The sequence below is a fragment of the Arthrobacter sp. Y3225209 genome, from assembly GCF_059090685.1.
This window is the reverse complement of the sequence record NZ_JBNHFW010000003.1, coordinates 105,663-128,466: the sequence shown is the minus strand read 5'-3', so window position 1 is coordinate 128,466 and position 22,804 is coordinate 105,663. Positions and strand designations below refer to the sequence as shown.

Sequence of the window (22,804 nt, the reverse complement as noted above, 5' to 3'; positions counted from 1 at the left end):
CTTACGCGGGACGGCCACCTGATTGGAAGAGGCTGCCCGGTCTCCATCACGGGCGGGCCGTGTGCGGCGCGCCTGAACGGAAGCGCAGGACGCGCGGCCGATAATTGAGGGCGATGACTTCACTACGCACCAAAGTTCTGTCCCTTCTTGCCCTGCCCGCGGTCCTGTTCGGCGCTGCCGCCTGCACCCCTGTTGCCGAGAGTGTTCCCGGCGCCGCGCCGTCGTCCGCAGCAGCAGCCCCCGCCGTCACGGAGACGCCCGCGGATTCCGCCGCGGCGCCCGCCGAAACGCCGGCACCGTCGGCCGCGGCCGGCACGGCACTCGAGCAGCTCGCCGGCATCCCGATCAAGGGGCGGGCACCAAAAACGGGCTATGACCGTGAGCAGTTCGGGCCGGCCTGGGCGGACACGGACCGCAACGGCTGCGACACCCGCAATGACATCCTGGCCCGCGACCTCGTGGACGTGGTCTACAAGGACGGCACCAAGGAATGCGTCGTTGCGTCCGGCACCTTCCTGGACCCGTACACCGGGGCAACCATCGGTTTTGTCCGCGGCAACACCACCAGCACCGCCGTGCAGATTGACCATGTGGTGGCACTGTCCGACGCCTGGCAGAAGGGGGCGCAGCAGCTCAGCGCCGAGGAGCGGCGGCTGTTCGCCAATGATCCGCTGAACCTGATGGCCGCGGACGGTCCGGCCAACGGGGCGAAGTCCGACGGCGACGCCGCCACCTGGCTGCCGGCCAACAAGGCCTTCCGGTGTGAATACGTGGCCCGGCAGACTGCGGTCAAGGCGGAATACCGGCTGTGGATGACCCAGGCCGAGCATGACGCCATCGCGACCGTGCTCGCCGGCTGCCCGGACCAGCCGGTGCCCGAACGTGCCGGAACCGCGTCCGCGTCGGTCGCTGCCGGGACCGGGGCAGGCGTGGCCGAGGCAGCCGTCGAGCCCGGGCCCGGGACTGCTCCCTTCGCCGGTGACCCAGCGCCCGTTTATGCCAACTGCTCAGCGGTCAAGGCCGCCGGAGCCGCCCCCATCCGCACCGGCGATCCCGGCTGGGATCCCAAGTTTGACCGGGACGGCGACGGCGTCGGCTGCGAGTCCTAACCGGACCTGCCAGGCCTGTCAGTCGCGGTCCTCGCCCAGTGTCAGGGCAGCCGTGATCAGTGCCAGATGGGACAGTCCCTGCGGGAAATTGCCCAGGAATGAGGAGTCCTCTTCGGCGATCATTTCGGTGTACAGGCCCACGTCATTGGCCAGCGGCACCAGCTCATCCATCAGCGCTGCGGCCTCGTCCCGGCGGCCCACGCAGTCCAGGGCGGCGGCCATCCAGAAGGCACAGGCGACGAACGTTCCTTCCTCCTTCTCGGCGCCGCTGAACCGGTAGAGCAGCGGTCCGCGGCCGAGTTCGCGGCGCAGTGCGTCCAGCGTGGAGTTCATCCGTTCCCCGCGGTCGAACCCGCTGATGGCGTGCAGCAGGATGGAGGCGTCCAGCTGGTCGGTGCCGGGATACCAGACGTAGCTGCCGCGCTCCTCGGACCAGCAGTTGGTCTCCACCCAGTTCCGGATCCGTTCCATCTCGGCCCGCCAGCGTTCGGGGGTGCCGGGAATCTGGCCCAGGTCCGCCAGGTGGGAAGCGCAGCTGAGCGCATGCCAGGCCCCCAGTTTGGAGGTGGTGTAGTGCCGTTCCTCGTCCAGTTCCCACATGCCGGAGTCCTTGCGCTGCCAGACATCGCAGGCCAGGTCCGCCAGGTCCGCCAGGTAGCGGCCGGTGCCGGTATCAAGGACATGGCCGGCATCCACGTACAGCTGCACAATGTTGAACAGGTCCCCGAAGACGCCCATCTGCAGCTGCGCGGCGGCGTCGTTGCCGTTGACCACGGGACCGATGCCGCGCCAGCCGGGCAAATCCAGTACCTCGGTGCCGTCGGCGCGGCTGCCGTTGAGCCGGGTGAAGACCTTCAAATCCGTGCCCTGTTCGCGCACGCTTTTGAGCATCCCGGAGACGGCCGCATGGACTTCCTCGCGCAGCCCGAAGCGGATCATGGCGTTCAGGGTGTAGGCCGTGTCGCGGACCCAGGCGAACCGGTAGTCCCAGTTCTTTCCACCATTCACGTTTTCCGGCAGGGACGTGGTGGCGGCGGCGGCAATGGCCCCGGTGGGGCTGTGCAGCAGCAGCTTCAGCGCCAGCGCACTGCGTTCGACGGCGTCCGCCCACGGACCGTCGTACTGGAACTCGCGGGACCAGTCCTGCCAGTTCGCGATGGTGCGGTCAACGCCGTCGTCAATGGTGTCCAGGTCCGGCAGCGGCAGCGGTTCCTCATGGGTGGAAATCACGGCCAGCAGGTGACGTGACCCGGCGTCGGTGGTGAAGGTACCGCTGATGTCCCGGTCGGAGGCCTGCTCCTCGCCGATACCCCGGCCGCGGACGGCCATGGTGGTGCCCTGCACCTGCAGCACGGGCCCGTGCACGGAATGCTGCACCCACGGGGAGGCGGTATTGAAACTGCTGCCCGGGGCAACGGACCAGCGCATGTCCACCTCGCCGTCGAGCCCCTCGATCCGCCGTGCCAGTTCACCCCACGGCAACCGGCCGGCCACCCCGGTGTTCAGCGAATCGGTGACCCGCACGCTTCCGGTGTCCGTGAAGAATGTGGTGGCCAGGACATTGGTGCCCTCCACGTAGGTGCGTTCCACGGTGAAATCCGCAGCGGGCCGCAGCTCTATCTGCCCGCCGTTCGCCGCATCCAGCAGACGGGCGAATGCAGGGGTGGAATCCAAATCCGGTGTGGGATACCAGTCGATCGATCCGTCCAGGGCAACCAGTGCCACGGTGCGTCCGTCACCGATGGCAGCGTAGGAGCGCAGATCGACGTACCCGTCCACGCGGTCCGGCTGGGGCAGTGTCATGTGCAGCTCCTCGTAATGCTTTAGGCGGTCAGGCGGTTTTGCGTGCCTCGAAAATCCAGGGCTCCCGCGGAATCCGTGCCGGGTCGAACTGCGCCAGTGCGGCGTCCAGGGTCCCGGGAAGTCCCAGTGAGCCCAGAATGAGTTCCCGGGCGGCATCAGCGTCAATACCGGCGGCGGCAAGGTCCGGAAGGGTGACCGCCCCGTCGCGCTTGGCCAGCCGCTGTCCGGCGGTGTTCAGGGCCAGCGGCACATGCGCGTAACGCACCGGGGGAGCGCCGAGCAGGGAGCCGAGGTAGGCCTGCCGCGGTGCGGAGCTGAGCAGGTCATCTCCGCGCACCACCTGGTCGATGCCCTGCAGGGCGTCATCGAGCACCACGGCCAGGTTGTAGGAGGGCACCCCGTCATTGCGCAGCAGCACCAGGTCATCCACGGCGGAGGTGTATTCGCCGTGCAGCTCATCGGTCACCGTGAACTCGGGCATCTGCGCGCGCAGGCGCAGCGCCGCGGGCCGCTCACGCCGTCGTACCGCGCGCTGTTCCTCGGTGAGGTTCCGGCACGTGCCGGGGTAGGCACCGGGCGGGGCATGCGGGGCGGAGGAAGCCTCCGCCACTTCCCGGCGGGTGCAGAAGCACTCGTACACCAGTCCGTCCCTGCGCAGCCGGTTGATCGCTTCGAGGTAGAGGTCGCCGCGTTCGGACTGCCGGACTATCCCGCCGTCCCAGTCCAGCCCGACGGCGGCCAGGTCACGCAGCTGCGCTGCTTCGGCGCCGGAACGGACCCGGTCCAGGTCCTCCATCCGGAGCAGGAACCGCCGCCCGGTGCTGCGCGCGAACAGCCAGGCCAGCAGGGCGGTGCGCAGGTTGCCCACATGCAGCTCTCCGGTGGGGCTGGGGGCGAAGCGGCCGGCGGCGTCGGAGGTAGGCACCCCCTCAGTCTATAAACCTGCGGCTCCGGCCGGGCCACCCGCACCCTGGTGCCGGCGCAACGCGGGTCCTGGAAGGCCGCTCACACCAGCGGACCGGAGGTGTCCGCAAAGGCGTGGGAAGTTTCCGGGGGAGTGCCTAGCGTGGCAGGCATGGGACTCATGGAGCTGGAACTTGCCCGGCTGGAGCACCGACAACGAACCGAGGACGCCGAGCGGCGCAACGGCTTTCAGCGGCTAAGGCGTGAACGGCTGCCGGCCCGGGACCGGCAACGGGAGCGACCGGCCGCATTGCGGTCCGCCGTGAAACTGGACTGGCCCGTCATCACGCTGCGGCTCGGTCCGTTCCAGCTTGTCCTCTTCCGCACCGTGCACCTGCCGCAGCGGGGTCCGGCCTCCGATTCACACGGGACGTCCAGCTTTTTTCCGGGGTGAGCGGAGTACCGTGTTCCGCGAAGAGGCAACCGCCGCTTTCCGTGCTGGGCGGGACGGCGGCCCCGGTTGGGATGATCATGACAAGTGGTTACGCGGGACGCAGCTCATCATCCGGACGGCGCAGCACCACGACGGGCGGATCACGGTGGACCATTGTGGTGGTGGGCCTGGTGATGCTGCTGCTCATCATTGCCCAGGGGGTGGCGACAGGCTTCACCGGACTGCTCGGCTCGGCCGGACTGATAGCCCTGTGCACAGGGCTTTACACCTTCCTGACCAACCGGCCGTCCTGGCTGGACCTGCCCAACCGGCTGCTCGGCGGGATTCTGGCGCTGGCGGGGCTGATTGCCTCGATTATTGCCACCGCCATCCACTGGGGCTGACTAGACCCGTCCGGGAAGGGGTGCTTCCCGGTCCACCCCGGTCTCGTCGGCCAGTTCGGCGCGCACCCGCCCGTCGCCGCGCACCCACAGGCGGTAGGCGACAAAGAGCAGTGCAATCCAGACGGCGCCGACAATCAGCGCTACCCGGGTGCCCGGCATAATGCCGAGCAACACCACAATGAACACCATGAACGCCAGCGCGGCGTAGGAGGCCACCGGCCAGAACGGAACACCGAACTCCGACGCTGGCAGGTTCCGCCGTGCTATCTCCCGCTTCATTGCGATGTGCGAAAGCAGGATCATCAGCCATACCCACACGGTGGCGAAGGTGGCAATCGAGGCGATGATGGTGAACAGGGACTCGGGCAGCAGCGCGTTCAGCACCACCCCTGCCAGCAGCACCACGGCCATGGCCGCCACGGTCATCCACGGCACCCCGTTTCGGGAGACCTTGGCGAACGACGCCGGTGCCTGGCCCTGCCGGGCCAGCCCGTACATCATCCGTCCGGCACCAAAAATGTCGGCGTTGATCGCGGAGAGGGCAGCGGTGATGACTACTGCGTTGAGGATGTGCGCCGCGGCGTGGATGCCGAGCGAATCAAAGATCTGCACAAAGGGGCTGGTGGAGCCGTCAATGTCCTGCCACGGGAAGATCATCATCAGCACGGCCAGGGTGCATACGTAGAAGAGCAGGATCCGGAACGGGACGGTGTTCACGGCCGCCGGGATGGCCTTTTTCGGATTCTCTGCCTCTCCCGCAGTGATGCCGATGGTTTCAATGCCGCCGAAGGCAAACATAACAATCGAGAAGGACGCCAACAGGCCCCAGAAGCCGTTGGCGAAGAACCCGCCGGAGCCCAGGAGAGTGTCCATGCCCGGGGTGGCGCCGTCGTCGAGCCCGAAACCGAACACGATGATCGCTATGCCGCCTGCGATCATGGCAATAATGGCCGAGACCTTGAGGATGGACAGCCAGAACTCGGTCTCGCCGAACACCTTCACCCGCATCAGGTTCAGTGCCGCGATGAGCAGGACCACCGCCAAAATCCAGATCCAGCGCGGCACGTTCGGGAACCAGAAGCCCATGTAGATGCCGAACGCAGTGACGTCGGCAATGGCCACCACCGCCATTTCAAAGGCGAAGGTCCAGCCGGTGATGAAGCCGGCGAAGGGGCCGAGGTAACGGCTGGCGTACTGGCCGAAGGACCCGGAGACCGGATGCCGGACGGCCATCTCGCCCAGGGCGCGCATGACCAGGAACACAGCCGCGCCGCCGATCATGTAGGCCAGCAGTACGGCCGGACCGGCGGACTGGATGGCGGACGCTGAACCGTAGAACAGGCCGGTGCCGATGGCCGAGCCGAGCGCCATGAAGCGGATGTGCCGGACATTCAGCCCGCGGGCCAAGGCCTGGGTAAAGGAGGACTTCAAAGACAACGCACCTTGGAGATTGGGGGATCAACCGAATAGTCGGCCTATCCATGGTACGCCTGCTGCCGGCGGCTCCCTTTTCACCGGCTGTTCCCGAGCCTGGTGCCGTTCGACGCTGCGCACCGTTTTGTAGACTCGTCCCAACTGCACGCACCAATGGGGGGACAACCATGGACAACAGCTCGGGCCACAGCACTGCCTATCCGCCGGCAGGGCCGCCGGCCCCGCCGCCACCGCACAAGGAAAAGCCGGAACCGGCAAACGGCAGCCGGCGGCGGAATCTCCTGCTGGCGGGCGTACTCCTCCTCGCTGTGCTCGCGGTTATCGCCGGGCTGGTCCTGTCCCGGGACAACGACGGCGAGGAACCGGTTGCCGAGTCCGGTGCACCGGAGGTGGGAACGGCCCAACAGGTGGCCGATTACAACCTGACGGTGACCGGCGTGGACACTGATGCCACCGAGGAGCTCAAATCTGTCGCGGCGTTTAACGAAGACCCGCAGGGAAACTATGTGCTGGTGGACATCAGCGCGGAATATCTGGGCACCGGCAGTGGGACACCGTCGGAGGATCTCCAGATCCAGTTCGTTGCTGCGGACGGGAGCGAATACGGCCAGTGCAAGGCGCTGATGGCCAAACCCATGCACAACGTTCCGGCCATGGCCAACGGTGACACCGCTGAGTTCCAGACCTGCATGGACGTGCCGTCGGAGGACCTCTCCGGGGCCACCATTCGGATCGGCTCCTATATATGGGTCAATGAGCAGGAGGACGAGGTGGACTGGGCGGTGAAGTAGGCGCCAAAGTGCCCGAAATGATCGACAGTGGACGGGGTGGGCCGCATGGGTGCTGATCCGGGTGCGGCCGCTGCCGAATGCCGTTAGCGGGGCCGACATTCGGGCTCCATCTGAGCGGAAAACCCGAAAATGTCGGAGGCGGCAGGTACCTTCACCCTTGGGATCAACCGAACCCGGCAGGCACCTCGAACTGTGTCTGCACCATTTCATCAGCTGCCTGCTTTGCCGGCACGCACATCACATGGGGACCATTATGGACAACACCGGAAACACGCCTTACCCACCCTCAAACCAGTCAGGGGAGGGCGGGCGCCCCGGTGGCCAGCCGGACCCTGCTGGTTCCGCCTACGCTGGTTCCGGCTATGCAGGGACCACCTATGCGGGTCCCGGTCCCGGAGGTGGTCCCGGCCCGGGGAAACCGGGCAACCCCGAGGCCGGAAAGGGCCTGGCCATCACGGCGCTGGTCATCGGAATCGTGTCCCTGCTGCTGTGCTGGATTCCCATCGTGAATAACGTGGTGTTTTTCCTGGGACTGATTGGCTTGGGCTTCGCCATTCCGGCATTAATCATTTCGGTGAAAAACCGGTCCAGCGCAAAGGGCATGTCCATCGCGGCATTGATTCTTGTAATCCTGTCCCTGGTGGGGGTCCTGGCAACGCAGGCCTTCTACGGCAAGGTGATCGACGATGTCACGGAGTCCATCGAAGATGGAGCCGACGGCGTAGTCGAGAGTTCTGAGAATGAGCAGGAAGCTGCCGCTGCTGAGGCACTGGCTATGGGAACTGCGGCACAGGTGGGCGACTACAGTGTCGCCGTCACCGCGGTGAACACGAATGCGGCCGAAATCATTCTCGCAGCGAACCAGTTCAATGAACCGCCCGTGGGGCAGTACGTGCTCGTGGATCTTGCGGTGGAATACTCCGGCGACGGGGAGGGCAACCCTTGGATCGATTTGCAGACCAAGTTCATCGGGGCCGACGCCCGGCAGTATGACCGCTCAACCTGCGGTGCCGTGGTGCCCAACCCGGACATGGATGTACCCACCCTGGAAAAGAGCGGTACAGCCACTTACCAGGTCTGCATGGACGTCCCGGTCGAAGCGCTGACCGATGCCAAGATCTTCGTGGAACCCAGCTTCTCGCTGAGCAATAACGACCGAGCGTACTGGTCGGCCCAGTAGCAAGCCCAAGAACACAGACGACGGCGGTACCTCCCACTGCGGAGGCACCGCCGTCGTGCTGCCGGTCAGCGGCTACGGAACAGTCGGCTGCACCGTCTGCGGAACGTAGGGCACCGTGTATTCCTCGATGTAGGTGCCCGTGGGCGCGGTGCCGGAAAAGCGGTTCGGCGGGCCGAACTGTCCGTCCAGCTGGCAGATCTGCTGCGATCCGGAGAAAGACACGATGTCGAAGCCGTACGTCGCGATCTTCGACTGGCCGAGCGTTACCGGCCCCGAAAGCTGCAGTGGATCCTGGAGACTCCAGCTTTTACTCAGGGAGGCGTCGGCGTTGACCTGTGCCTGCAGGGGCTCAAGGATTTGCCCCAAAGGAACAGAACCGGACACCGAAGCGGTGGCGGTGGCGGGGGTCTGCGCAGTCAGTGAGACGGGGACGTCGAATCCGGAAGCATTGGACAGCGTGACCGAGGAGACGGCTTCCTTACTGGTGGTGACGTCATGGTGGTCGAAGCCTGTTTTCACATCACCGGGGCCGCACTCGGTCCCTGCAGCGGCTGCTGACGGTGCCAGGGCCACGGAGCCGGCAACGAGGCCGGCGGTTGACAGTAGGACGGCGGTTCTCTTGCTCGTGCTCAACATGTCGCTCCTTCGTGCAACGGAATCGTCCCGTTGCCTTGGGGAGCCCCCACGTTACTCCTCAGTACAGGAGTGTCAAGCATAAGGAAGGCATCATCGGGCCGGCATGCCGGTCTGTCAATACTGTCTCGCCAAATACATCCAGTGTCAGTCCCGGTCTGCGCCGTAGCCGATGCGCGCCTCGAAGGGAATCAGGGGGCGGCCGGCGCGGACCTTCATTTCCTGAACCGTCCACGAATTGCCGTCCGGGTCCGAGAACCCGAACAGTGTCCCGCCGTCGCGCGGGTCGATGACCGTGACATCGCCGGCGTCAACACCGCGCTCCACCAGCTCCTGCCGGGCAGCCCGGGCATCAGGGACCACCAGCTGCAGCCCGTGCAGGGACCCCGGTGCCATCTGCGCCATGCCCAGGACTATTGAGCAGCCCGAACCCGGCGGAGTCAGCTGGGCGAAATCCATCTGGTCAGTGGTGGTGCGGTGATCCAGGACAAAGCCCAATTGATCACGGTAGAAGCTCACCGCGCGGTCCAGGTCACTGACCGGAACCTGCACCACTTCGAGGGTCCAATCCACTCGGATCATCCTCCTGTCCGGGCGGATGCCAGCAGTTCGTCCAGCTGGTCATAGCCGGCCGACATACCGTCCTCTATGCCGTTGGTCAGGAACTGATCGCGGGATTCCACGGAGGGATAGAGGGAGCGGCCCTGCACGCTGCTCCGCCCGCCGGGCAGGGCCGTAAAGGCGGAGTATTCAAGGGTCACCACGTCCGGATACCCCTCGAACTCGAAGGTCTGCAGCACAAATTCATCCTGCCGAACCGTGTGGAACAAACCCCGAAAGGCGAATTCGTCGTCGCCCCGCGACTGCACAAAGCGGTAGGTCCCTCCGCTGCGGGCCTCAAAAGCATCTATTCGGGTATCCAGGTCCCGCGGCCCGACCCACCGTGCATACAGGTCCGGGTCCGTGTGCGCGCGGAAGACATCGCTCACCGGGAAGTCGAACTCCCGGTGGTATTCGAGTAACGGTTCGCCCGCCGGAGCGTTGAGGGTCAGAGGGTTGCCCATCACGCACCCCGTCCCTGCAGCGGTTCCGGCTGGAGCTGGGCGAGAAGTTCATCCATCCGGTCAAAGCCCTCGGCGACACCCGCTTCCATACCGGAGGCGGCCATCCCGTCCCGTGCCTCCATGGACGGGTAGACGGCGTGGGCAGTGATCCGGGTACGGTCGCCGTCGAGCGCTGTCAGTGTCATGAACTCAAGGCTGGTCACATCCGGGTAGCCGGAGAACTCGAAGGTCTGGATGGCGGCTTCGTTTTCCCGGACGGTGTGGAAAATCCCGCGGAACTCGTAGGGCACCCCGTCCGGTCCGGTGTGGATGTAGCTGTAGGAGCCGCCGGTGCGGAAGTCGTAGTGGTTGATCTCCATTTTCATTCCGCGCGGCCCCAGCCACTGGAGGATCAGGGCAGGTTCGGCGTAGGCGCGGAACACCTGGGCGACGGGGTAGTCCACTTCACGGCTGAAATCGATGAACGGAACACCGTCCGGAACGGAAAGCTGCAGTGCGTTGGTCATGATGGATCCTTTGCCTGCGGGCCGCCTTTCGCTGCGGCCTGTGCGTGAAGCACGGCGTCAAGGCTGCGGAACTGCTCCTCGCGGACCAGCCGGTATTGGCCGATCCAGGCGGTGAGCGCCTCCAACCGTGCGGGATTCAGGTGGACGGGCCTGCGCTGAGCGTCACGGCTGCGCGTGACAAGCCGGGCATGCTCGAGGACCTGGATGTGCTTCGAGACCGCCTGCTTGGAGATCTCGAAGGGTTCCGCCAGTTCGTTGACCGTGGCCGGACCCCGGGAGAGCCGGGCAATGATGTGGCGGCGGACCGGATCGGCCAGGGCCAGGAAGGCCTGGTCCAGAAGGGGTTCGTCGCTGTGGGAGTCCATACGCCTGGTCAGTTTCTGTAAAGCACGATGCTGGTAGTCAAGGTACTGGTTGTTCAACCTTGCGGTTGATTACGAACTACGCCGCGGCCGGGCAGGGTTCAAGGGGTAGCGGTGAAAAAAGTCCGGGCAGTATGGTGGTGTCCCTCTGGACCGCGGGAGGCGTGGAGCGTGAAACGGGCGGGCTATACCCTTACCGAACAGGCGGTTGGAATCTTCTTCGTGGAGGGTCCGGCGTCGAACTGGATCATTGCGCGTCGCGGTCGGGAGTTCACCCTGATTGACGGCGGCTACCGGGGCGACCTGCCCCGGGTCCTGGCCTCCATCCGCGCCGTCGGGCTGGACCCGGGCGGCGCCGTCGCGCTCCTGATCACTCACGCGCACGTGGACCACACCGGCGCTGCCGCACATTTTGCCCGGCGTTACGGCACGCCGGTGTTCAGCAGCGCGGCCGAGCACCTGCAGATGACGGGTGTTGTTAAATTCCAGGTGTCACCGCTGCAGATACTGGCCCGTGCCTGGCGGCCCAGGGTGTTGCGCTGGACGGTGCGCGCGCTGCAGTCCGGCGGTTCCAAAGCGGTGCCTGTTCCATCGGCTGAGGTCTGGGATGACGCGTTGCTGGCTTCGCTGCCGGGCGGGCCGGTCGCCGTACCCACGCCGGGTCACACGCCAGGGCATACGGCGTTTTATCTGCCGGCGGCCAGGGCGGTGGCCACCGGGGACGCACTGGTGACCGGCCACGGCATCAGCACGCGGAACGGCCCGCAGTTGCTGCACCCGATGTTCCATCACCACCGTGCCGGAGTACAGGGGTCGCTGGCGGTCCTGGCGAAACTGGACGCCGGCCTGCTGTTGCCCGGGCACGGTCCCGCGCTCCGGATGCCTGTCCGTGATGCGGTGGAAGCGGTGCGCCGGACCTCGGTGACCGGCAGCCGCGCCGGCCGGTCCACCCGGCCGGGGCTGGCACCGGTGCCGGGACGGACAGGGCTGGCCGGCAACGGCGTCCGCTTCTTCACCTGACCCCCGCACAGTCGTACACTGAGCGCCACGTTAGTACCGCCGTCGCTGTGCAGATGAACCGGAGCTGGCTCGCCCTCCGGCACGGTTGCGGACCGGCAAGCATACGAAGGAAGCGCATCATGCAGAAACAGGTCATGACGCCCCGGCGGCGCTGGATCGTAGCCTTGTGCTGGCTCACCGTGGTGTTTGAGGGCTATGACATTGTGGCGCTGGGGGCCGCCATTCCCACCCTGCTGGATACCCGGCACGTGGGCATCACCGCGGCCGGTGCAACCTATGTCTCCACCATTTCCCTGGTGGGCGTGGGTATCGGCGCCGCGCTGATCGGCCCTCTGTCGGACCGCTGGGGCCGGCGGGTCCCGCTGATCCTGTGCGTGGTGGTGTTCTCCCTGTTCACCCTCGTGCTGCCGCTGATGCCCAGCGTTGCACTGATGGGGGTGGTCCGGTTTATCGCCGGTCTGGGTCTGGGTGGGTGCATGCCCGTGGCCATCACCGCCATGCAGGAAGCGGCTTCCGAGAACGCGAAGGCCAATGCCAGCACCATCACCATGACCGGCTACCACTGCGGCGCCGTGCTGGCCTCGGTGTTGGCGATCATCTTCCGTGAGCACTGGGGGTGGCTGTTCTATGCCGGCGGTGCCCTGGGGCTGGCAGCCGCCGTTGTGATGTGGTTCCGCCTGCCGGAGACGGGATCCGTGCATCTGGCCGCCAAGGACTCCAAGGAGAAGGGGGCCGCGCAGGTGAAGCTGGGAGACCTGCTTCGTCCGCCGTATCTGCGGATAACCCTGGGCCTGTGGGTGGCTGCGTTTATGGGGCTCATGCTCGTGTACGGCCTGAACACCTGGCTGCCGCAGATTATGCGGGAGGCCGGCTATAGGGTGTCCGCCTCGCTGGTGCTGCTGCTGGTACTGAACGTCGGCGCAGTGATCGGGCTGCTGATTGGCGGCCGGGTGGCGGACAAACGCGGGCCCAAAGGAACCACCATGGCGTGGTTCGGTGCGGCTGCGGTGCTGCTGGCCATCCTCAGTATCCGGATGGAGAGTTCGCTGCTGTTGAATGCCGTGGTTCTGGTTACCGGCGTTTTTGTTTTCTGCGCACAGGTCCTGGTCTACGGATTCGTCGGATACCTGTATCCCCGCGCGGTGGTGGGTTCAGCCATGGGGTTTGTTGCCGGCGTCGGGCGGCTGGGCGCCATTGTGGGCCCGTGGCTGACCGGAGCCCTGGTCACGGCGGGGATTGCCTATCCGTTCGGGTTCTACGTCTTTGCGCTCGCCGCCGCCCTGGGGGTGGTGGCCGTGGCGGTCATTCCGCGCCCCGGGCGGCCCGTCGCGGATACAGCGGACCCCCGGGTCTCCCCGGACGGCCAAGCGGTCTAGGGGCACCCGTTCATAGTCAACGCAGCCTGGGCGGGCGGCAGACAGCATTACCTGCACGCTGAACACCCCGTCAGCAGAGATCCCGAACACTAAGTGGGCTGTCGATGGGCATGAACGGTGGCAAACCTGAAAGAATGGGAAACGCCGGCTCGGGGGAGTCACGCTGCGGAACCGTTGTGGAACCCCCCTGCCGACGCGCCACCAACAGTCTCACGCAGGAGCATGCATATGACCCCCGAACCATCCGCCTCCCCCTTCAACATTCCTGCGGACTCCCGCGTCACCGTTTACGGTGCCCACGGGCGTCCGGAGGCGGCGGAGTTCGTTCCGGCCGGTGCGTTCCTTGCGGAGGATGACGGACGGTTCCCCGCCGACGTCGTGATCCTTTTCGTCTCCACTGCCGCTGACCTGGCCCACGAGCTGGCCACCGCCGCCGCATCCGTGGAATCCGGCGGGGTGCTGTGGGTCTGCTATCCCACCGCCGAAATAGACGGCGTTACTCCGGACCTGAACCGGGACACCGTGGCCTCCCTGTTCGAAACCAATGATTGGGAGCCCGTGGGCGACGGCACCCTCAACGCCCGCTGGTCCGCGGTGCGCGGGCAGCCGACCGGAATCTGACCGCCGAAACCGGCAAATTTCTCTTGTGTAAGCGGAGATCACGTGGATAAGTTGTCCGCGCCTACAAATAGTTGACGGGCTGGACCCGGCAACAGGTGCTACAGCGTTGTATCCGCTTGATCCAGCCGCCGCCAGCCGCGGCCGTGACGCCGGTTCCCGGCCGCACGGCCCCCGTCTTCCGACTGCGGGATCCTTTTCGAAGGCTTCAGCATGAGCACAATGAAGAATGTTTCGGCCATCTTCCTGGCCGCGGGACTCGCCACCGGACTGGCAGCCTGCGCACCGGCAGGATCCAGCGAGGAGGGGGAGGGGGAAGCAGCCTCCTGCAACGTGGGCATCGCCATGCCCACCCGCAGCCTGGAACGCTGGATCAATGACGGCGAGGGCCTGAAGGAAAAACTCGAGGCCAAGGGCTGCCAGGTGGACCTGCAGTACGCGGACGACAAGACCGACCAGCAGATCAGCCAGATCCAGAACCAGGTGGCCGGCGGTGCGAAGATCCTTGTGGTCGCGGCCATCGACGGCGAGGTCCTGGGCCCCACCCTGGAGGATGCCAAGAACCAGGACATCCAGGTGATCGCTTACGACCGCCTGATCAACGGCACCGACGCCGTGGACTACTACGCCACCTTTGATAACTATCAGGTGGGACAGCTGCAGGGCGAGTTCATCGAAGAGGAGCTGGGCCTGGCCAACGGCGAGGGACCCTACAACCTGGAGCCGTTTGCCGGCAGCCCGGATGACAACAACGCCAGGTTCTTCTTCGCCGGCGCATGGGACGTGCTGCTTCCGTACGTGGAAAGCGGGCAGCTGGTGGTTCCCTCCGGCAAATCGCCCACCAGCAATGACGGGTGGACCTCCATCGGCATCCTCGGCTGGAAGTCCGCGGACGCCCAGGCGGAAATGGATAACCGGCTGCAGTCCTTCTACACGGGGGACAAAAAAGTGGATGTGGTCCTGTCCCCGAATGACAGCCTCGCTTTGGGCATTGAATCCTCCCTGGATGCCGCCGGCTATGAGCCCGGCACCGACTGGCCGGTGATCACCGGCCAGGACGCCGACGTCGCCAATGTCCAGGCCATGCAGGGGGACCGGCAGTCGATGACGGTGTGGAAAGACACCCGCCAGCTCGGCAGCCAGGTGGAAACCATGGTGGATGCGATCGTGGCCGGTGACGAGGTGGAGGTCAATGACACCGAGACCTACGACAACGGGGTAAAGGTGGTTCCCACCTACATCCTGGAGCCGATGGTGGTCACCAAGGACACGGTCCAGAAAGAGCTGGTGGACTCGGGCTTTATGTCCGCCTCCGACGCCGGGCTTTGACCCCGTTCTCCACTACTGAAGCGGGTTCGGCATGAGTAACGTCATCCTGAAAATGGACGGCATTGTGAAGGAATTCAGCGGGGTCCGGGCGCTGGACGGCGTTTCGATCGACGTGGAACGCGGCCGCGTGCACGCCATCTGCGGTGAAAACGGCGCCGGAAAATCCACCCTCATGAAGGTGCTCAGCGGCGTGTACCCGCACGGCAGCTTCGACGGGACCATCACCCTGGAGGGCAGCCCGGTCAGCTACGGATCGATCAACGATTCCGAGCGCGACGGTGTGGTGATCATCCACCAGGAACTGGCACTGAGCCCGTTCCTGTCGATTGCCGAGAACATTTTCCTGGGCAACGAGGTGTCCCGCGGCGGGGTGATCGACTGGAACAAAACCAACCTGGAGGCCGCCCGGCTGCTGCAGCGGGTGGGGCTGGCGGAGAACCCGGCCACCAAGATAGTGGAGCTGGGGGTGGGCAAACAGCAGCTGGTGGAGATTGCCAAGGCCTTGTCCAAGGAGGTGAAGATCCTGATCCTGGATGAGCCCACCGCAGCACTGAACGACGACGATTCCGCGCACCTTCTGGGACTGATCCGCCAGCTGAACGAAACCGGCATTACCTCCATCATTATTTCGCACAAGCTCAAGGAGATCCGCTCCATTGCGGATACGGTCACTGTCATCCGGGACGGACGGACCATCGACACCTTCGAGGTCCAGGACACCGAAGAGATCGAAACGCGCATCATCCGCGCGATGGTCGGACGCCCGCTGGACCATCAGTTCCCGCCGCGCGAACCGCAGATCGGCGAGGAGAAGTTCCGGGTGGAGGACTGGACCGTGCACCACCCCATTGATGTGGACCGGCTGGTGGTGGACCGTGCCTTCTTCTCGGTGCGGGCGGGGGAGATCATCGGCTTCGCCGGACTGATGGGGGCAGGCCGGACGGAGCTGGCCATGAGCATCTTCGGCCGGTCCTACGGCTCCGGGATCTCCGGCCGGGTCTACAAGGACGGCGTGGAAATCCGCACCCGCACCGTGGAGGAAGCCATCCGGCACGGCATTGCCTACCTCAGCGAGGACCGCAAGCGGTACGGGCTGAACCTGATTGGCAGCGTCACCGTCAACGTCTCCGCCGCGGCGCTGGGCAAGCTGGCCAGACTGGGCATCATCGACCGGAACCGGGAATACCGGGTGGCGGACGAGTACCGCAAACGCATGAACATCCGCACGCCCAGCGTTTCCTCCCTGGTGGAAAACCTCTCCGGCGGAAACCAGCAGAAGGTGGTGCTGAGCAAATGGATTTACTCCGGCCCGGAAGTACTGATCCTGGATGAACCGACCCGGGGCATCGACGTCGGGGCGAAATTCGAAATCTACGGAATCATCAACGAGCTGGCAGCGCAGGGCAAGGCGGTCATCCTCATTTCCAGCGAACTGCCGGAACTGATCGGACTGGCGGACCGGATCTACACCATCGCCGAGGGCAGGCTGACAGCTGAAATCCCCCGGGCGGACGCGACCCAGGAGGAACTCATGCGCCATATGACCGCGGACCGGAGCCAAGGAGCAGAAACACCGTGACCACCACAACTCCCGAACAGGCCCGGGCGCCGCTGCCGCCGCAGCCCGGCAGGAACGGCAAAAAACGCCGCCGGGTGGACCTGCGGCAGTACGGCATCCTGGGGGCCCTGGCCGTCATCATCCTGCTGTTCCAGATCCTGACCGGCGGGCGGCTGCTGTATCCGGGTAACGTCAGCAACCTCTTCCAGCAGAACGCCTACGTGGTGATCCTGGCCATCGGCATGGTCATGGTGATCATTGCCGGGCACATCGATCTTTCCGTGGGATCCGTGGTGGCCACGGTCGGCGCCATCGCCGCCCTGTCCATGAACAGCTGGGGCCTGCCCTGGTGGGCGGCCGTGACCCTCTCCCTGGTGGTCGGAGCCCTGATCGGTGCCTGGCAGGGGTTCTGGGTGGCGTTTGTGGGGATACCCGCCTTTATTGTCACGCTGGCCGGGATGCTGGTGTTCCGCGGTACCGCACTGATTCTGCTGACCGGCGGAACCATCAGCGGACTGCCGCGTCCGTACACGGCCATCAGTTCCGGCACCCTGCCCTCCACGGGCACACCGGACCTGATGACCCTGGGCATCGGCGCGCTGGCGTGCGTGGCCCTGGTGGTGCAGCAGCTCAAGGGACGGGCGGACCTGCGCCGGCTGGACCTGCCCCGGGAGAGGAACGGCTCCTTCGTCTTCAAGATCGCCCTGGCCGTGATCGCCATCATGTACCTCTGCTACCTGCTGGCCTACAGCCGCGGCATGCCGATCATCGTGGTCATCCTGGCGGTGCTGGTGCTCGCGTACTCCTTTTTGCTGAACCGCACGGTGTTCGGCCGGCACATATACGCCATGGGCGGGAACCTGAATGCCGCGATGATGTCAGGGGTGAAAACCCGGTGGGTGAACTTCCTGGTGTTCGTGAACATGGGCTTCCTCGCCGGGCTGGCTGCGGTGGTGAGCACCGCGCGGGCCGGCGGCGCCGTGGCCTCGGCTGGCGGCGGGTTCGAGCTGGACGCGATTGCCGCGGTGTTCATCGGCGGCGCTTCGGTACAGGGCGGGGTGGGCACGGTGGTGGGGGCGGTGATCGGGGCGCTCGTGATGGGCGTGCTGAACCAGGGCCTGTCCATCCTGTCCGTGGATGCCGCCTGGCAGCAGGTCATCAAGGGCCTGGTGCTGCTGGCTGCGGTCGCCTTCGGGTTCAGTCGGCGGAAGGGTGCGCGGTAGGCGGGAAGATTTAGCCGGAGCGCTTCCACCGGGCCTGCCGCCGGAGCATACTCGGAGGCATCCGATCTGCCACGCGTAAGGAGACCATTATGCCCAGCCAGATGAACCCCTACCTCAGCTTCCGGGACAACGCCCGTGAGGCCATGGACTTCTACCAGAGCGTCTTTGGCGGCACGCTGGAAAGCTCCACATTCGGTGACATGAACATGTCCGATGATCCGGCCGAAGCCAACAAGATCATGCATTCCTCGCTGACCACGGACAGCGGCTTTGTCCTGATGGCCTCGGACACGCCCTCCAGCATGAACCTGGACGAGGGCAGCAGCTATTCCATCTCCCTGAGCGGCGATAACGGAGAGGAACTGCGCGGCTACTGGGATCGGTTGCTTGACGGCGGCCAGATGGACCTGCCGCTGGAAAAGGCGCCGTGGGGAGACCTGTTCGGCATGCTCACCGATCGGTTCGGTACCAGTTGGATGATCAGCATTGAGGGCGAGGACTCCTAGCCGGATTGCGCCGCGGCCCACTCGGCGACCCTGGCGGCGCTTTCCTCCTCGGATAGATCCTCCACCCGGCTCATCACGGACCAGCGCACCCCGAACGGGTCGCGGATGCTGGCGAACCGGTCTCCTGAGACAAAGGTGCGCAGCGGTTCCCGAATGGTGGCCCCGGCTGCTTCTGCCCTGGCCACGGTGTCATCCGCGTTTTCGCAGTACAGGCCCATCGAATAGCAGTCGGCATCACCATCCGGCGCGGGGACCAGACCGTAGTCGGGGTTGGGCTCGCCCAGTTGCAGCCTTCCGGTGCCGAAGTCCAGATCGGCGTGGACCACAATGCCGCCCATCTCGGTGGCATCGATCAACCGGGCGCCAAAGACATCGCGATAGAAACTGATGGCCTCGCGGGCGTCCGGAACGGCGAGGAACGGAGTCAGGGTGGTGACGCCGTGCGGGACGCCGCCGGTGGTGTGCCGGCCGGTGACACCTGAGGTGCTCTGCGGCGTGTTTGCGGGATTGGTGTTGGCTGAAGTAGTCATGCTTAGACGCTAGGGGTCCGGACCTGCATCGGGCTTGAAGATTTGCGACAGTCCGGAATTTTGCGACAGTCCGAAATGAGGCACAGAGGGGGAGGGACGTGGAGGAGCAGTGGCGTGGGACGCTGTATCCCGCCCGGCTGCCCTCCTTCCACCGGCTCCCGGCCCCGGCAGCGCTCGCGGACCGGGTGCGCTGGTTCTGGATCCCGGAATGGCAGCTCGCTCCCGGACGGGTCAGCCGGCAGGAAGTACTGCCCTTTCCTGCCCTGAACCTGGTGGTGCAGCCTGACGGGGTGACGCTGTCCGGGCCTGCCACCCGGCGTTCCTTCCGCGACTTGTCCGGGCGTGGGTGGGCGGTGGGGATGCTGTTGCGTCCGGCCGCGGTGCCGGCGTTCACCGGCGAACCCGGCAGCCTGCGCAACCGCGAAATCCCCGTGGACATGCCCGATCTCCATGCCGCCGTCGTCGCCGCCATGGCCGGGGAGAAGGGGAAGAGCGACGGCGAGGGCCGGCGGGAGGCAACGGCGTGCTCGGCGGGGAGGTGGCTGGAGCGCAGGGTTCCGGTTCCGGATGCCGACGGGGTGCTGGTGAACCGGTTGGAGGAGCTCATCGCCGCCGATGCGTCACTGACGCGGGTGGGGCAGGCGGCGGATCTGTTGGGGGTATCGGTGCGGACGCTGCAGCGGCTGGCCCGGCGCCATGTGGGCCTGCCGCCGCTGGCCATGATCCGGCGCTACCGGCTGCAGGAAGCCGCCGAACGCCTGCGCCTGGAACCAGGCCTGCCCGTCGCGGACATTGCCGCCGAGCTGGGCTACGCCGACCATGCCCACCTGACGGCGGATTTCCGCACCGTCCTGGGCTTCACCCCCAGTGGTTACCGGCGTTCGGCCGTGAAACCGTAGTAGGACCGGATGGTGAACTGAACAGCCCGGCCACCTGCGCCAGCTCCGGGGGAGCGGCGGCGTTCCACGCGGCCCAGGTCTGGACCTGCAGCGAGTGTCCGCCGGCATCCTGAGCGGAAAGCGGCACCCATTTCCAGCCGGGAAAGTTGATGCCGGCCGATGCCTCGGTGGTCAGCGCCGCATCCGCGTCCGCCAGATCCGCAATCAGCAGGCTGTGGTGGCTGAACTTCCGGAACACCCAATGGGCGCGGACGCCTTCCGCCTCGGCGGCGCTGCGCAGTTTCACTTCCTGGATGCGGATTTCCCCTGCGGCGTGCGCCATCACGGTGAGCCCGTCCAGATCAAACAGGCTGAGGACATCCCTCTCATTCATCGGCGAGGAGGGACGGACGGCAGCGCCCAGCGGCTGGGTGAGCAGGTGCTGCCGGTGCATGCCCTCGGCGGGTTCCGTGTGCAGCAGGGCCATATCGATCTGGCCGGCGCGCAGCAGCCGGTTCTGTTCATCGCTGCTGGCCTCGTAGAGGGAGAAGCTCACCGGCAGGCCGGCGGCCTGCACCCGGCCGACGGCGGCCCGGAACCAGTCATGCGGCAGCCCGGGCGGTGCACCCAGCCGGATCAGGGAATGGCCGCTGGCAGCCAGGCGGACAATCTCGGGCGTCCGGTCCACCTGCGCCAGGATGGTGTCGGCATGGGACTTGACCGCCCGGCCGAGCGGAGTCAGTGACACACCGCGGGGGTTGCGCTGCAGTAGTGCCCCGCCCAGTTCCTTTTCCAGGTCGGCCAGCTGCCGGCTCAGTGCGGGCTGGGTCATGTGAAGCTCGACGGCGGCGCCGCTGATGCTGCCCGTTTCCGCGGTGCGCACAAAGTACTTCAGCTGCCGGATGTCCATGCCGGCCAGCCTATGCCTAAAAAGTATGTCGGGGGTCACATTTAGGCATTTGATTTATATGCCGGCGTGGCTGATGGTTCTTATGTGAGCCATGTGACGCGGCTCACGTGGACCGAACTAAGGATTCCCGTTTTTATGACTTCGATATCCGCAAGAACCAGCTACGACGTTGTGGTTGTAGGTGGAGGGGCCGCCGGTGTCGCGGCCGCCGTCAGCGCCGCCCGGACAGGGGCCAGCGTGTGCCTCGTGGAGCGCTACGGATTCCTGGGCGGCGCCGCGACCAACAGCTCGGTCCTGGCCTACTGCGGCTTTTTTGACCAGACCCGGGAGCAGGTGGTCCGCGGCATCGGCCAGGACTTCCTGGATGAACTCGAGCGCCAGGAACTGCTGACCCTGGAAACCTCGCCGGCCACCGGCAACACGATTGTGGTCCTGGATATGGAAACCACCAAAACCGTGCTGGACCAGCTGGTCCGGGACGCCGGCGTGGACGTCCTGTTCCACAGCACCCTGGTGGCCGCGGACACCGATAACGAGCGCATCAGTGCCGTGCACATTGCCCACCGCGGCGGCACCCTGCGCCTTTCCGCCAGCGCCTTTGTGGACTGCAGCGGCGACGGCGCACTGCTGGAAGCGGCCGGCGCGGAGTTCCAGCTCTCCCCGGTGGAACGCCGCCAGGCCAGCACCCTGGTGATGCGGGTGGGTGGCGTCGGCGAGGACGCGGACCTCTCCACCGAGGCCATGGACACGGCCTTCGCCGCCTACGGTCAGGCCACCGGCGAAGTGCTGACCCGCAGCAACGGAACCTGCGTGCGGATGCCCCGCTCCCGCGAACTGATGCTGCTGCTGGCGGACGCCTACGTGGACGTGCTGGACGTACACCAGCTCTCCCGCGCCGAACTGGACGGACGGGCCCGGGCCCGCCACTACCTCAACGCGCTCAAGGCAGGTATGCCCGGCTGGTCCGGGGCCTACCTTGCTTCCACGGGTCCGCAGATCGGCATCCGGGAAGCACGCCGGATGCTGGGCAGGGAAAGCGTCAGCGCCGACGACGTACTCTCCGCCCGCCGTCGTCCGGAGGACGGGATTGCCCGCTGCGGCTGGCCGATGGAGGACCATTCCACCCCCGGCGCCACCGAGTACAGCGGCATCAGGGACCGCAAGTGGTACGACATCCCCTACGGCGCGGTGACCAGCGCCAACATCACCAACCTGTGGGGCGCCGGCCGGCTCACCAGCAGCGACAGCCGTTCCTTCGCCTCGCTGCGCGTGATGGGCACGTCCTTCGCCACCGGGCACGCCGCCGGCCTGGCCGCGTCCCTGCACAGCTCCGCCGGCAGCGTGGACCTGCCCAAGCTGCGCGGCCTGCTCCAGGACCAGGGGGCGCTGCTGTGAACCCGGAACGCGGCGCGAAGATCGCGCTCACCGGGGCTGCGGGCAGCCTCGCCGGTGATATCATCCCGCACCTGCTCGACGCCGGATACTCCCTGGTCTGCGTGGACCGGGTGGCGCCCGCGGAGTCCTACGGCCAGGAATGGGTCATCACCGAGGTGACCGAGACTGAAACCCTCGTCGACGCGTTCGCGGGCTGCGCCGCCGTCGTGCATCTGGCCGGCATCCCGCTGGAAGCTGACTGGGACCGGATCCTCACCGCCAATATTGACGGCACGCACTCCGTCCTGGACGCCGCCCACCGGGCCGGGGTGCCGCGCGCCGTGCTGGCCAGTTCCATTCACGCCACCGGATTTACCGCTGTGCCCCGCCCCGGGGAACTGGTTCCGGATGACACCGCGGTGCGGCCCAACACTTTATACGGCGTCTCAAAGGCGGCGGTTGAAGCCCTTGGAAGCTACTATTCGGATCGATACGGCATGGATGTTATCTGCCTTCGCATCGCCTCCCGGTTCGACCGCCCCCGCGATGTCCGAATGCTGAGCACCTGGCTCTCGCCCGACGACGCCGCACGGTTGTTCCGCGCGGCCCTCACCGACTCCGGGCACGGCTTCCGTATTGTCTGGGGGGTGTCCGCGAACACCAGAAGCTACCTCTCCCCGGATGCCGGCAGGGCAATCGGCTATGTCCCACAGGACGACGCCGAGAGCTACGCCAAGGACCTGATCGGCCCGGCCGCGCCCAGCGCCGCCGCGGAAACCGACTGGGACAGACAATTCATCGGCGGCGTTTTCTGCTCACCCCGGCCTCCGCGCCATACCGATATGCACCCCTCCAAATGA

Annotated in this window: 25 protein-coding genes; 15 read left to right on the top strand and 10 right to left on the bottom strand. The window is 66.1% G+C overall.

Translation table 11 applies throughout. The features are described 5' to 3' along the window. Positions 1–113: 113 nt before the first annotated feature. Entirely contained in the window at positions 114–1,109 is a 996-nt protein-coding gene (locus AC5RVB_RS03430) for a GmrSD restriction endonuclease domain-containing protein (protein WP_227905529.1), read from the top strand. Between the two features lie 18 nt (positions 1,110–1,127). Here the strand turns inward: AC5RVB_RS03430 and AC5RVB_RS03425 are convergent, their stop codons facing one another. Both AC5RVB_RS03425 and gluQRS read right to left on the bottom strand, forming a co-directional pair. Continuing rightward, a complete protein-coding gene (locus AC5RVB_RS03425; RefSeq protein WP_494141968.1) occupies positions 1,128–2,912 on the bottom strand; it encodes a glycoside hydrolase family 15 protein in 1,785 nt (594 codons plus the stop codon). Between the two features lie 28 nt (positions 2,913–2,940). Further along, positions 2,941–3,837: a tRNA glutamyl-Q(34) synthetase GluQRS gene (gene gluQRS, locus AC5RVB_RS03420; RefSeq protein WP_227905524.1), complete on the bottom strand. Its 897-nt coding sequence runs from the start codon at positions 3,835–3,837 to the stop codon at positions 2,941–2,943. A 150-nt stretch (positions 3,838–3,987) separates the two neighbouring features. Between gluQRS and AC5RVB_RS03415 the strand changes: the two genes are divergently transcribed. Both AC5RVB_RS03415 and AC5RVB_RS03410 read left to right on the top strand, forming a co-directional pair. Next, positions 3,988–4,269, top strand: coding sequence for a hypothetical protein (locus AC5RVB_RS03415; protein WP_494141967.1), 282 nt, complete (start codon positions 3,988–3,990; stop codon positions 4,267–4,269). A 77-nt stretch (positions 4,270–4,346) separates the two neighbouring features. Then, positions 4,347–4,652: a hypothetical protein gene (locus AC5RVB_RS03410; RefSeq protein WP_227905519.1), complete on the top strand. Its 306-nt coding sequence runs from the start codon at positions 4,347–4,349 to the stop codon at positions 4,650–4,652. Here AC5RVB_RS03410 and AC5RVB_RS03405 read toward each other — a convergent pair whose 3' ends face one another. Continuing rightward, positions 4,653–6,023, bottom strand: coding sequence for an amino acid permease (locus AC5RVB_RS03405; RefSeq protein WP_494142019.1), 1,371 nt, complete (start codon positions 6,021–6,023; stop codon positions 4,653–4,655). Between the two features lie 230 nt (positions 6,024–6,253). On the opposite strand from AC5RVB_RS03405, the gene AC5RVB_RS03400 reads away from it, so the two are divergent. After that, positions 6,254–6,877: a hypothetical protein gene (locus AC5RVB_RS03400; RefSeq protein WP_494141966.1), complete on the top strand. Its 624-nt coding sequence runs from the start codon at positions 6,254–6,256 to the stop codon at positions 6,875–6,877. A gap of 253 nt (positions 6,878–7,130) precedes the next feature. Then, positions 7,131–8,057, top strand: coding sequence for a hypothetical protein (locus AC5RVB_RS03395; RefSeq protein WP_494141965.1), 927 nt, complete (start codon positions 7,131–7,133; stop codon positions 8,055–8,057). 72 nt (positions 8,058–8,129) lie between these two features. Here the strand turns inward: AC5RVB_RS03395 and AC5RVB_RS03390 are convergent, their stop codons facing one another. From AC5RVB_RS03390 to AC5RVB_RS03370, 5 genes are all read right to left on the bottom strand, one after another. Continuing rightward, complete coding sequence (locus tag AC5RVB_RS03390; protein WP_494141964.1) at positions 8,130–8,693, bottom strand: hypothetical protein; 564 nt, start codon at positions 8,691–8,693, stop codon at positions 8,130–8,132. A 144-nt stretch (positions 8,694–8,837) separates the two neighbouring features. Then, entirely contained in the window at positions 8,838–9,263 is a 426-nt protein-coding gene (locus AC5RVB_RS03385; RefSeq protein ID WP_494141963.1) for a VOC family protein, read from the bottom strand. 5 nt (positions 9,264–9,268) lie between these two features. Next, a complete protein-coding gene (locus AC5RVB_RS03380; RefSeq protein ID WP_494142018.1) occupies positions 9,269–9,754 on the bottom strand; it encodes an SRPBCC family protein in 486 nt (161 codons plus the stop codon). Continuing rightward, positions 9,754–10,260: an SRPBCC family protein gene (locus AC5RVB_RS03375; protein WP_494141962.1), complete on the bottom strand. Its 507-nt coding sequence runs from the start codon at positions 10,258–10,260 to the stop codon at positions 9,754–9,756. Before AC5RVB_RS03375 ends, AC5RVB_RS03380 begins: the two co-directional genes overlap by 1 nt. Continuing rightward, on the bottom strand, positions 10,257–10,625 hold the full coding sequence (locus tag AC5RVB_RS03370) for an ArsR/SmtB family transcription factor (RefSeq protein WP_290245637.1): 369 nt from the start codon (positions 10,623–10,625) through the stop codon (positions 10,257–10,259). Before AC5RVB_RS03370 ends, AC5RVB_RS03375 begins: the two co-directional genes overlap by 4 nt. A 168-nt stretch (positions 10,626–10,793) precedes the next feature. Between AC5RVB_RS03370 and AC5RVB_RS03365 the strand changes: the two genes are divergently transcribed. The 7 genes from AC5RVB_RS03365 (at position 10,794) to AC5RVB_RS03335 (ending at position 18,252) form a co-directional block, all read left to right on the top strand. Further along, on the top strand, positions 10,794–11,642 hold the full coding sequence (locus tag AC5RVB_RS03365) for an MBL fold metallo-hydrolase (RefSeq protein WP_494141961.1): 849 nt from the start codon (positions 10,794–10,796) through the stop codon (positions 11,640–11,642). A 119-nt stretch (positions 11,643–11,761) separates the two neighbouring features. Then, positions 11,762–13,018: an MFS transporter gene (locus tag AC5RVB_RS03360; RefSeq protein WP_494141960.1), complete on the top strand. Its 1,257-nt coding sequence runs from the start codon at positions 11,762–11,764 to the stop codon at positions 13,016–13,018. A gap of 228 nt (positions 13,019–13,246) precedes the next feature. Continuing rightward, positions 13,247–13,639, top strand: coding sequence for a hypothetical protein (locus tag AC5RVB_RS03355; protein WP_290245635.1), 393 nt, complete (start codon positions 13,247–13,249; stop codon positions 13,637–13,639). 210 nt (positions 13,640–13,849) lie between these two features. Then, positions 13,850–14,965, top strand: a complete 1,116-nt coding sequence (gene chvE / locus AC5RVB_RS03350; protein ID WP_269436346.1) for a multiple monosaccharide ABC transporter substrate-binding protein — start codon at positions 13,850–13,852, stop codon at positions 14,963–14,965. Between the two features lie 31 nt (positions 14,966–14,996). Continuing rightward, a complete protein-coding gene (gene mmsA, locus AC5RVB_RS03345; protein ID WP_290245633.1) occupies positions 14,997–16,544 on the top strand; it encodes a multiple monosaccharide ABC transporter ATP-binding protein in 1,548 nt (515 codons plus the stop codon). Continuing rightward, complete coding sequence (mmsB, locus tag AC5RVB_RS03340; protein WP_423723785.1) at positions 16,541–17,746, top strand: multiple monosaccharide ABC transporter permease; 1,206 nt, start codon at positions 16,541–16,543, stop codon at positions 17,744–17,746. Before mmsA ends, mmsB begins: the two co-directional genes overlap by 4 nt. A gap of 89 nt (positions 17,747–17,835) precedes the next feature. Next, the gene (locus AC5RVB_RS03335; protein WP_227905501.1) at positions 17,836–18,252 is read left to right on the top strand and encodes a VOC family protein; all 417 of its coding nucleotides are present in this window, start codon (positions 17,836–17,838) and stop codon (positions 18,250–18,252) included. Here the strand turns inward: AC5RVB_RS03335 and AC5RVB_RS03330 are convergent. After that, positions 18,249–18,782, bottom strand: coding sequence for a VOC family protein (locus AC5RVB_RS03330; protein WP_227905499.1), 534 nt, complete (start codon positions 18,780–18,782; stop codon positions 18,249–18,251). The genes AC5RVB_RS03335 and AC5RVB_RS03330 overlap by 4 nt on opposite strands. Positions 18,783–18,880: 98 nt before the next feature. Here AC5RVB_RS03330 and AC5RVB_RS03325 point away from each other — a divergent pair, with 98 nt between their 5' ends. Further along, positions 18,881–19,681: an AraC family transcriptional regulator gene (locus AC5RVB_RS03325; protein WP_494141959.1), complete on the top strand. Its 801-nt coding sequence runs from the start codon at positions 18,881–18,883 to the stop codon at positions 19,679–19,681. On the opposite strand, the gene AC5RVB_RS03320 is transcribed toward AC5RVB_RS03325, so the two are convergent. Next, a complete protein-coding gene (locus tag AC5RVB_RS03320; protein WP_494141958.1) occupies positions 19,641–20,570 on the bottom strand; it encodes a LysR family transcriptional regulator in 930 nt (309 codons plus the stop codon). The two genes, AC5RVB_RS03325 and AC5RVB_RS03320, sit on opposite strands and share 41 nt — an antisense overlap. A 135-nt stretch (positions 20,571–20,705) precedes the next feature. On the opposite strand from AC5RVB_RS03320, the gene AC5RVB_RS03315 reads away from it, so the two are divergent. Beyond that, positions 20,706–21,965: an FAD-dependent oxidoreductase gene (locus AC5RVB_RS03315; protein ID WP_494141957.1), complete on the top strand. Its 1,260-nt coding sequence runs from the start codon at positions 20,706–20,708 to the stop codon at positions 21,963–21,965. Then, positions 21,962–22,804 (top strand): NAD-dependent epimerase/dehydratase family protein, encoded by an 843-nt coding sequence (locus AC5RVB_RS03310; RefSeq protein ID WP_227905491.1) that lies wholly within the window; start codon positions 21,962–21,964, stop codon positions 22,802–22,804. The genes AC5RVB_RS03315 and AC5RVB_RS03310 overlap by 4 nt, the downstream gene beginning before the upstream one ends.

Excerpts from the sequence above, each read along its gene's own strand:
- AC5RVB_RS03430 (WP_227905529.1), top strand. The coding sequence starts at position 114 with ATGACTTCACTACGCACCAAAGTTCTGTCCCTTCTTGCCCTGCCCGCG.
- AC5RVB_RS03425 (WP_494141968.1), bottom strand. The coding sequence starts at position 2,912 with ATGACACTGCCCCAGCCGGACCGCGTGGACGGGTACGTCGATCTGCGC.
- AC5RVB_RS03415 (WP_494141967.1), top strand. The coding sequence starts at position 3,988 with ATGGGACTCATGGAGCTGGAACTTGCCCGGCTGGAGCACCGACAACGA.
- AC5RVB_RS03410 (WP_227905519.1), top strand. The coding sequence starts at position 4,347 with ATGACAAGTGGTTACGCGGGACGCAGCTCATCATCCGGACGGCGCAGC.
- AC5RVB_RS03405 (WP_494142019.1), bottom strand. The coding sequence starts at position 6,023 with ATGGCGCTCGGCTCGGCCATCGGCACCGGCCTGTTCTACGGTTCAGCG.
- AC5RVB_RS03400 (WP_494141966.1), top strand. The coding sequence starts at position 6,254 with ATGGACAACAGCTCGGGCCACAGCACTGCCTATCCGCCGGCAGGGCCG.
- AC5RVB_RS03395 (WP_494141965.1), top strand. The coding sequence starts at position 7,131 with ATGGACAACACCGGAAACACGCCTTACCCACCCTCAAACCAGTCAGGG.
- AC5RVB_RS03390 (WP_494141964.1), bottom strand. The coding sequence starts at position 8,693 with ATGTTGAGCACGAGCAAGAGAACCGCCGTCCTACTGTCAACCGCCGGC.
- AC5RVB_RS03380 (WP_494142018.1), bottom strand. The coding sequence starts at position 9,754 with ATGGGCAACCCTCTGACCCTCAACGCTCCGGCGGGCGAACCGTTACTC.
- AC5RVB_RS03375 (WP_494141962.1), bottom strand. The coding sequence starts at position 10,260 with ATGACCAACGCACTGCAGCTTTCCGTTCCGGACGGTGTTCCGTTCATC.
- AC5RVB_RS03370 (WP_290245637.1), bottom strand. The coding sequence starts at position 10,625 with ATGGACTCCCACAGCGACGAACCCCTTCTGGACCAGGCCTTCCTGGCC.
- AC5RVB_RS03360 (WP_494141960.1), top strand. The coding sequence starts at position 11,762 with ATGCAGAAACAGGTCATGACGCCCCGGCGGCGCTGGATCGTAGCCTTG.
- AC5RVB_RS03355 (WP_290245635.1), top strand. The coding sequence starts at position 13,247 with ATGACCCCCGAACCATCCGCCTCCCCCTTCAACATTCCTGCGGACTCC.
- chvE (WP_269436346.1), top strand. The coding sequence starts at position 13,850 with ATGAGCACAATGAAGAATGTTTCGGCCATCTTCCTGGCCGCGGGACTC.
- mmsA (WP_290245633.1), top strand. The coding sequence starts at position 14,997 with ATGAGTAACGTCATCCTGAAAATGGACGGCATTGTGAAGGAATTCAGC.
- AC5RVB_RS03335 (WP_227905501.1), top strand. The coding sequence starts at position 17,836 with ATGCCCAGCCAGATGAACCCCTACCTCAGCTTCCGGGACAACGCCCGT.
- AC5RVB_RS03330 (WP_227905499.1), bottom strand. The coding sequence starts at position 18,782 with ATGACTACTTCAGCCAACACCAATCCCGCAAACACGCCGCAGAGCACC.
- AC5RVB_RS03320 (WP_494141958.1), bottom strand. The coding sequence starts at position 20,570 with ATGGACATCCGGCAGCTGAAGTACTTTGTGCGCACCGCGGAAACGGGC.
- AC5RVB_RS03315 (WP_494141957.1), top strand. The coding sequence starts at position 20,706 with ATGACTTCGATATCCGCAAGAACCAGCTACGACGTTGTGGTTGTAGGT.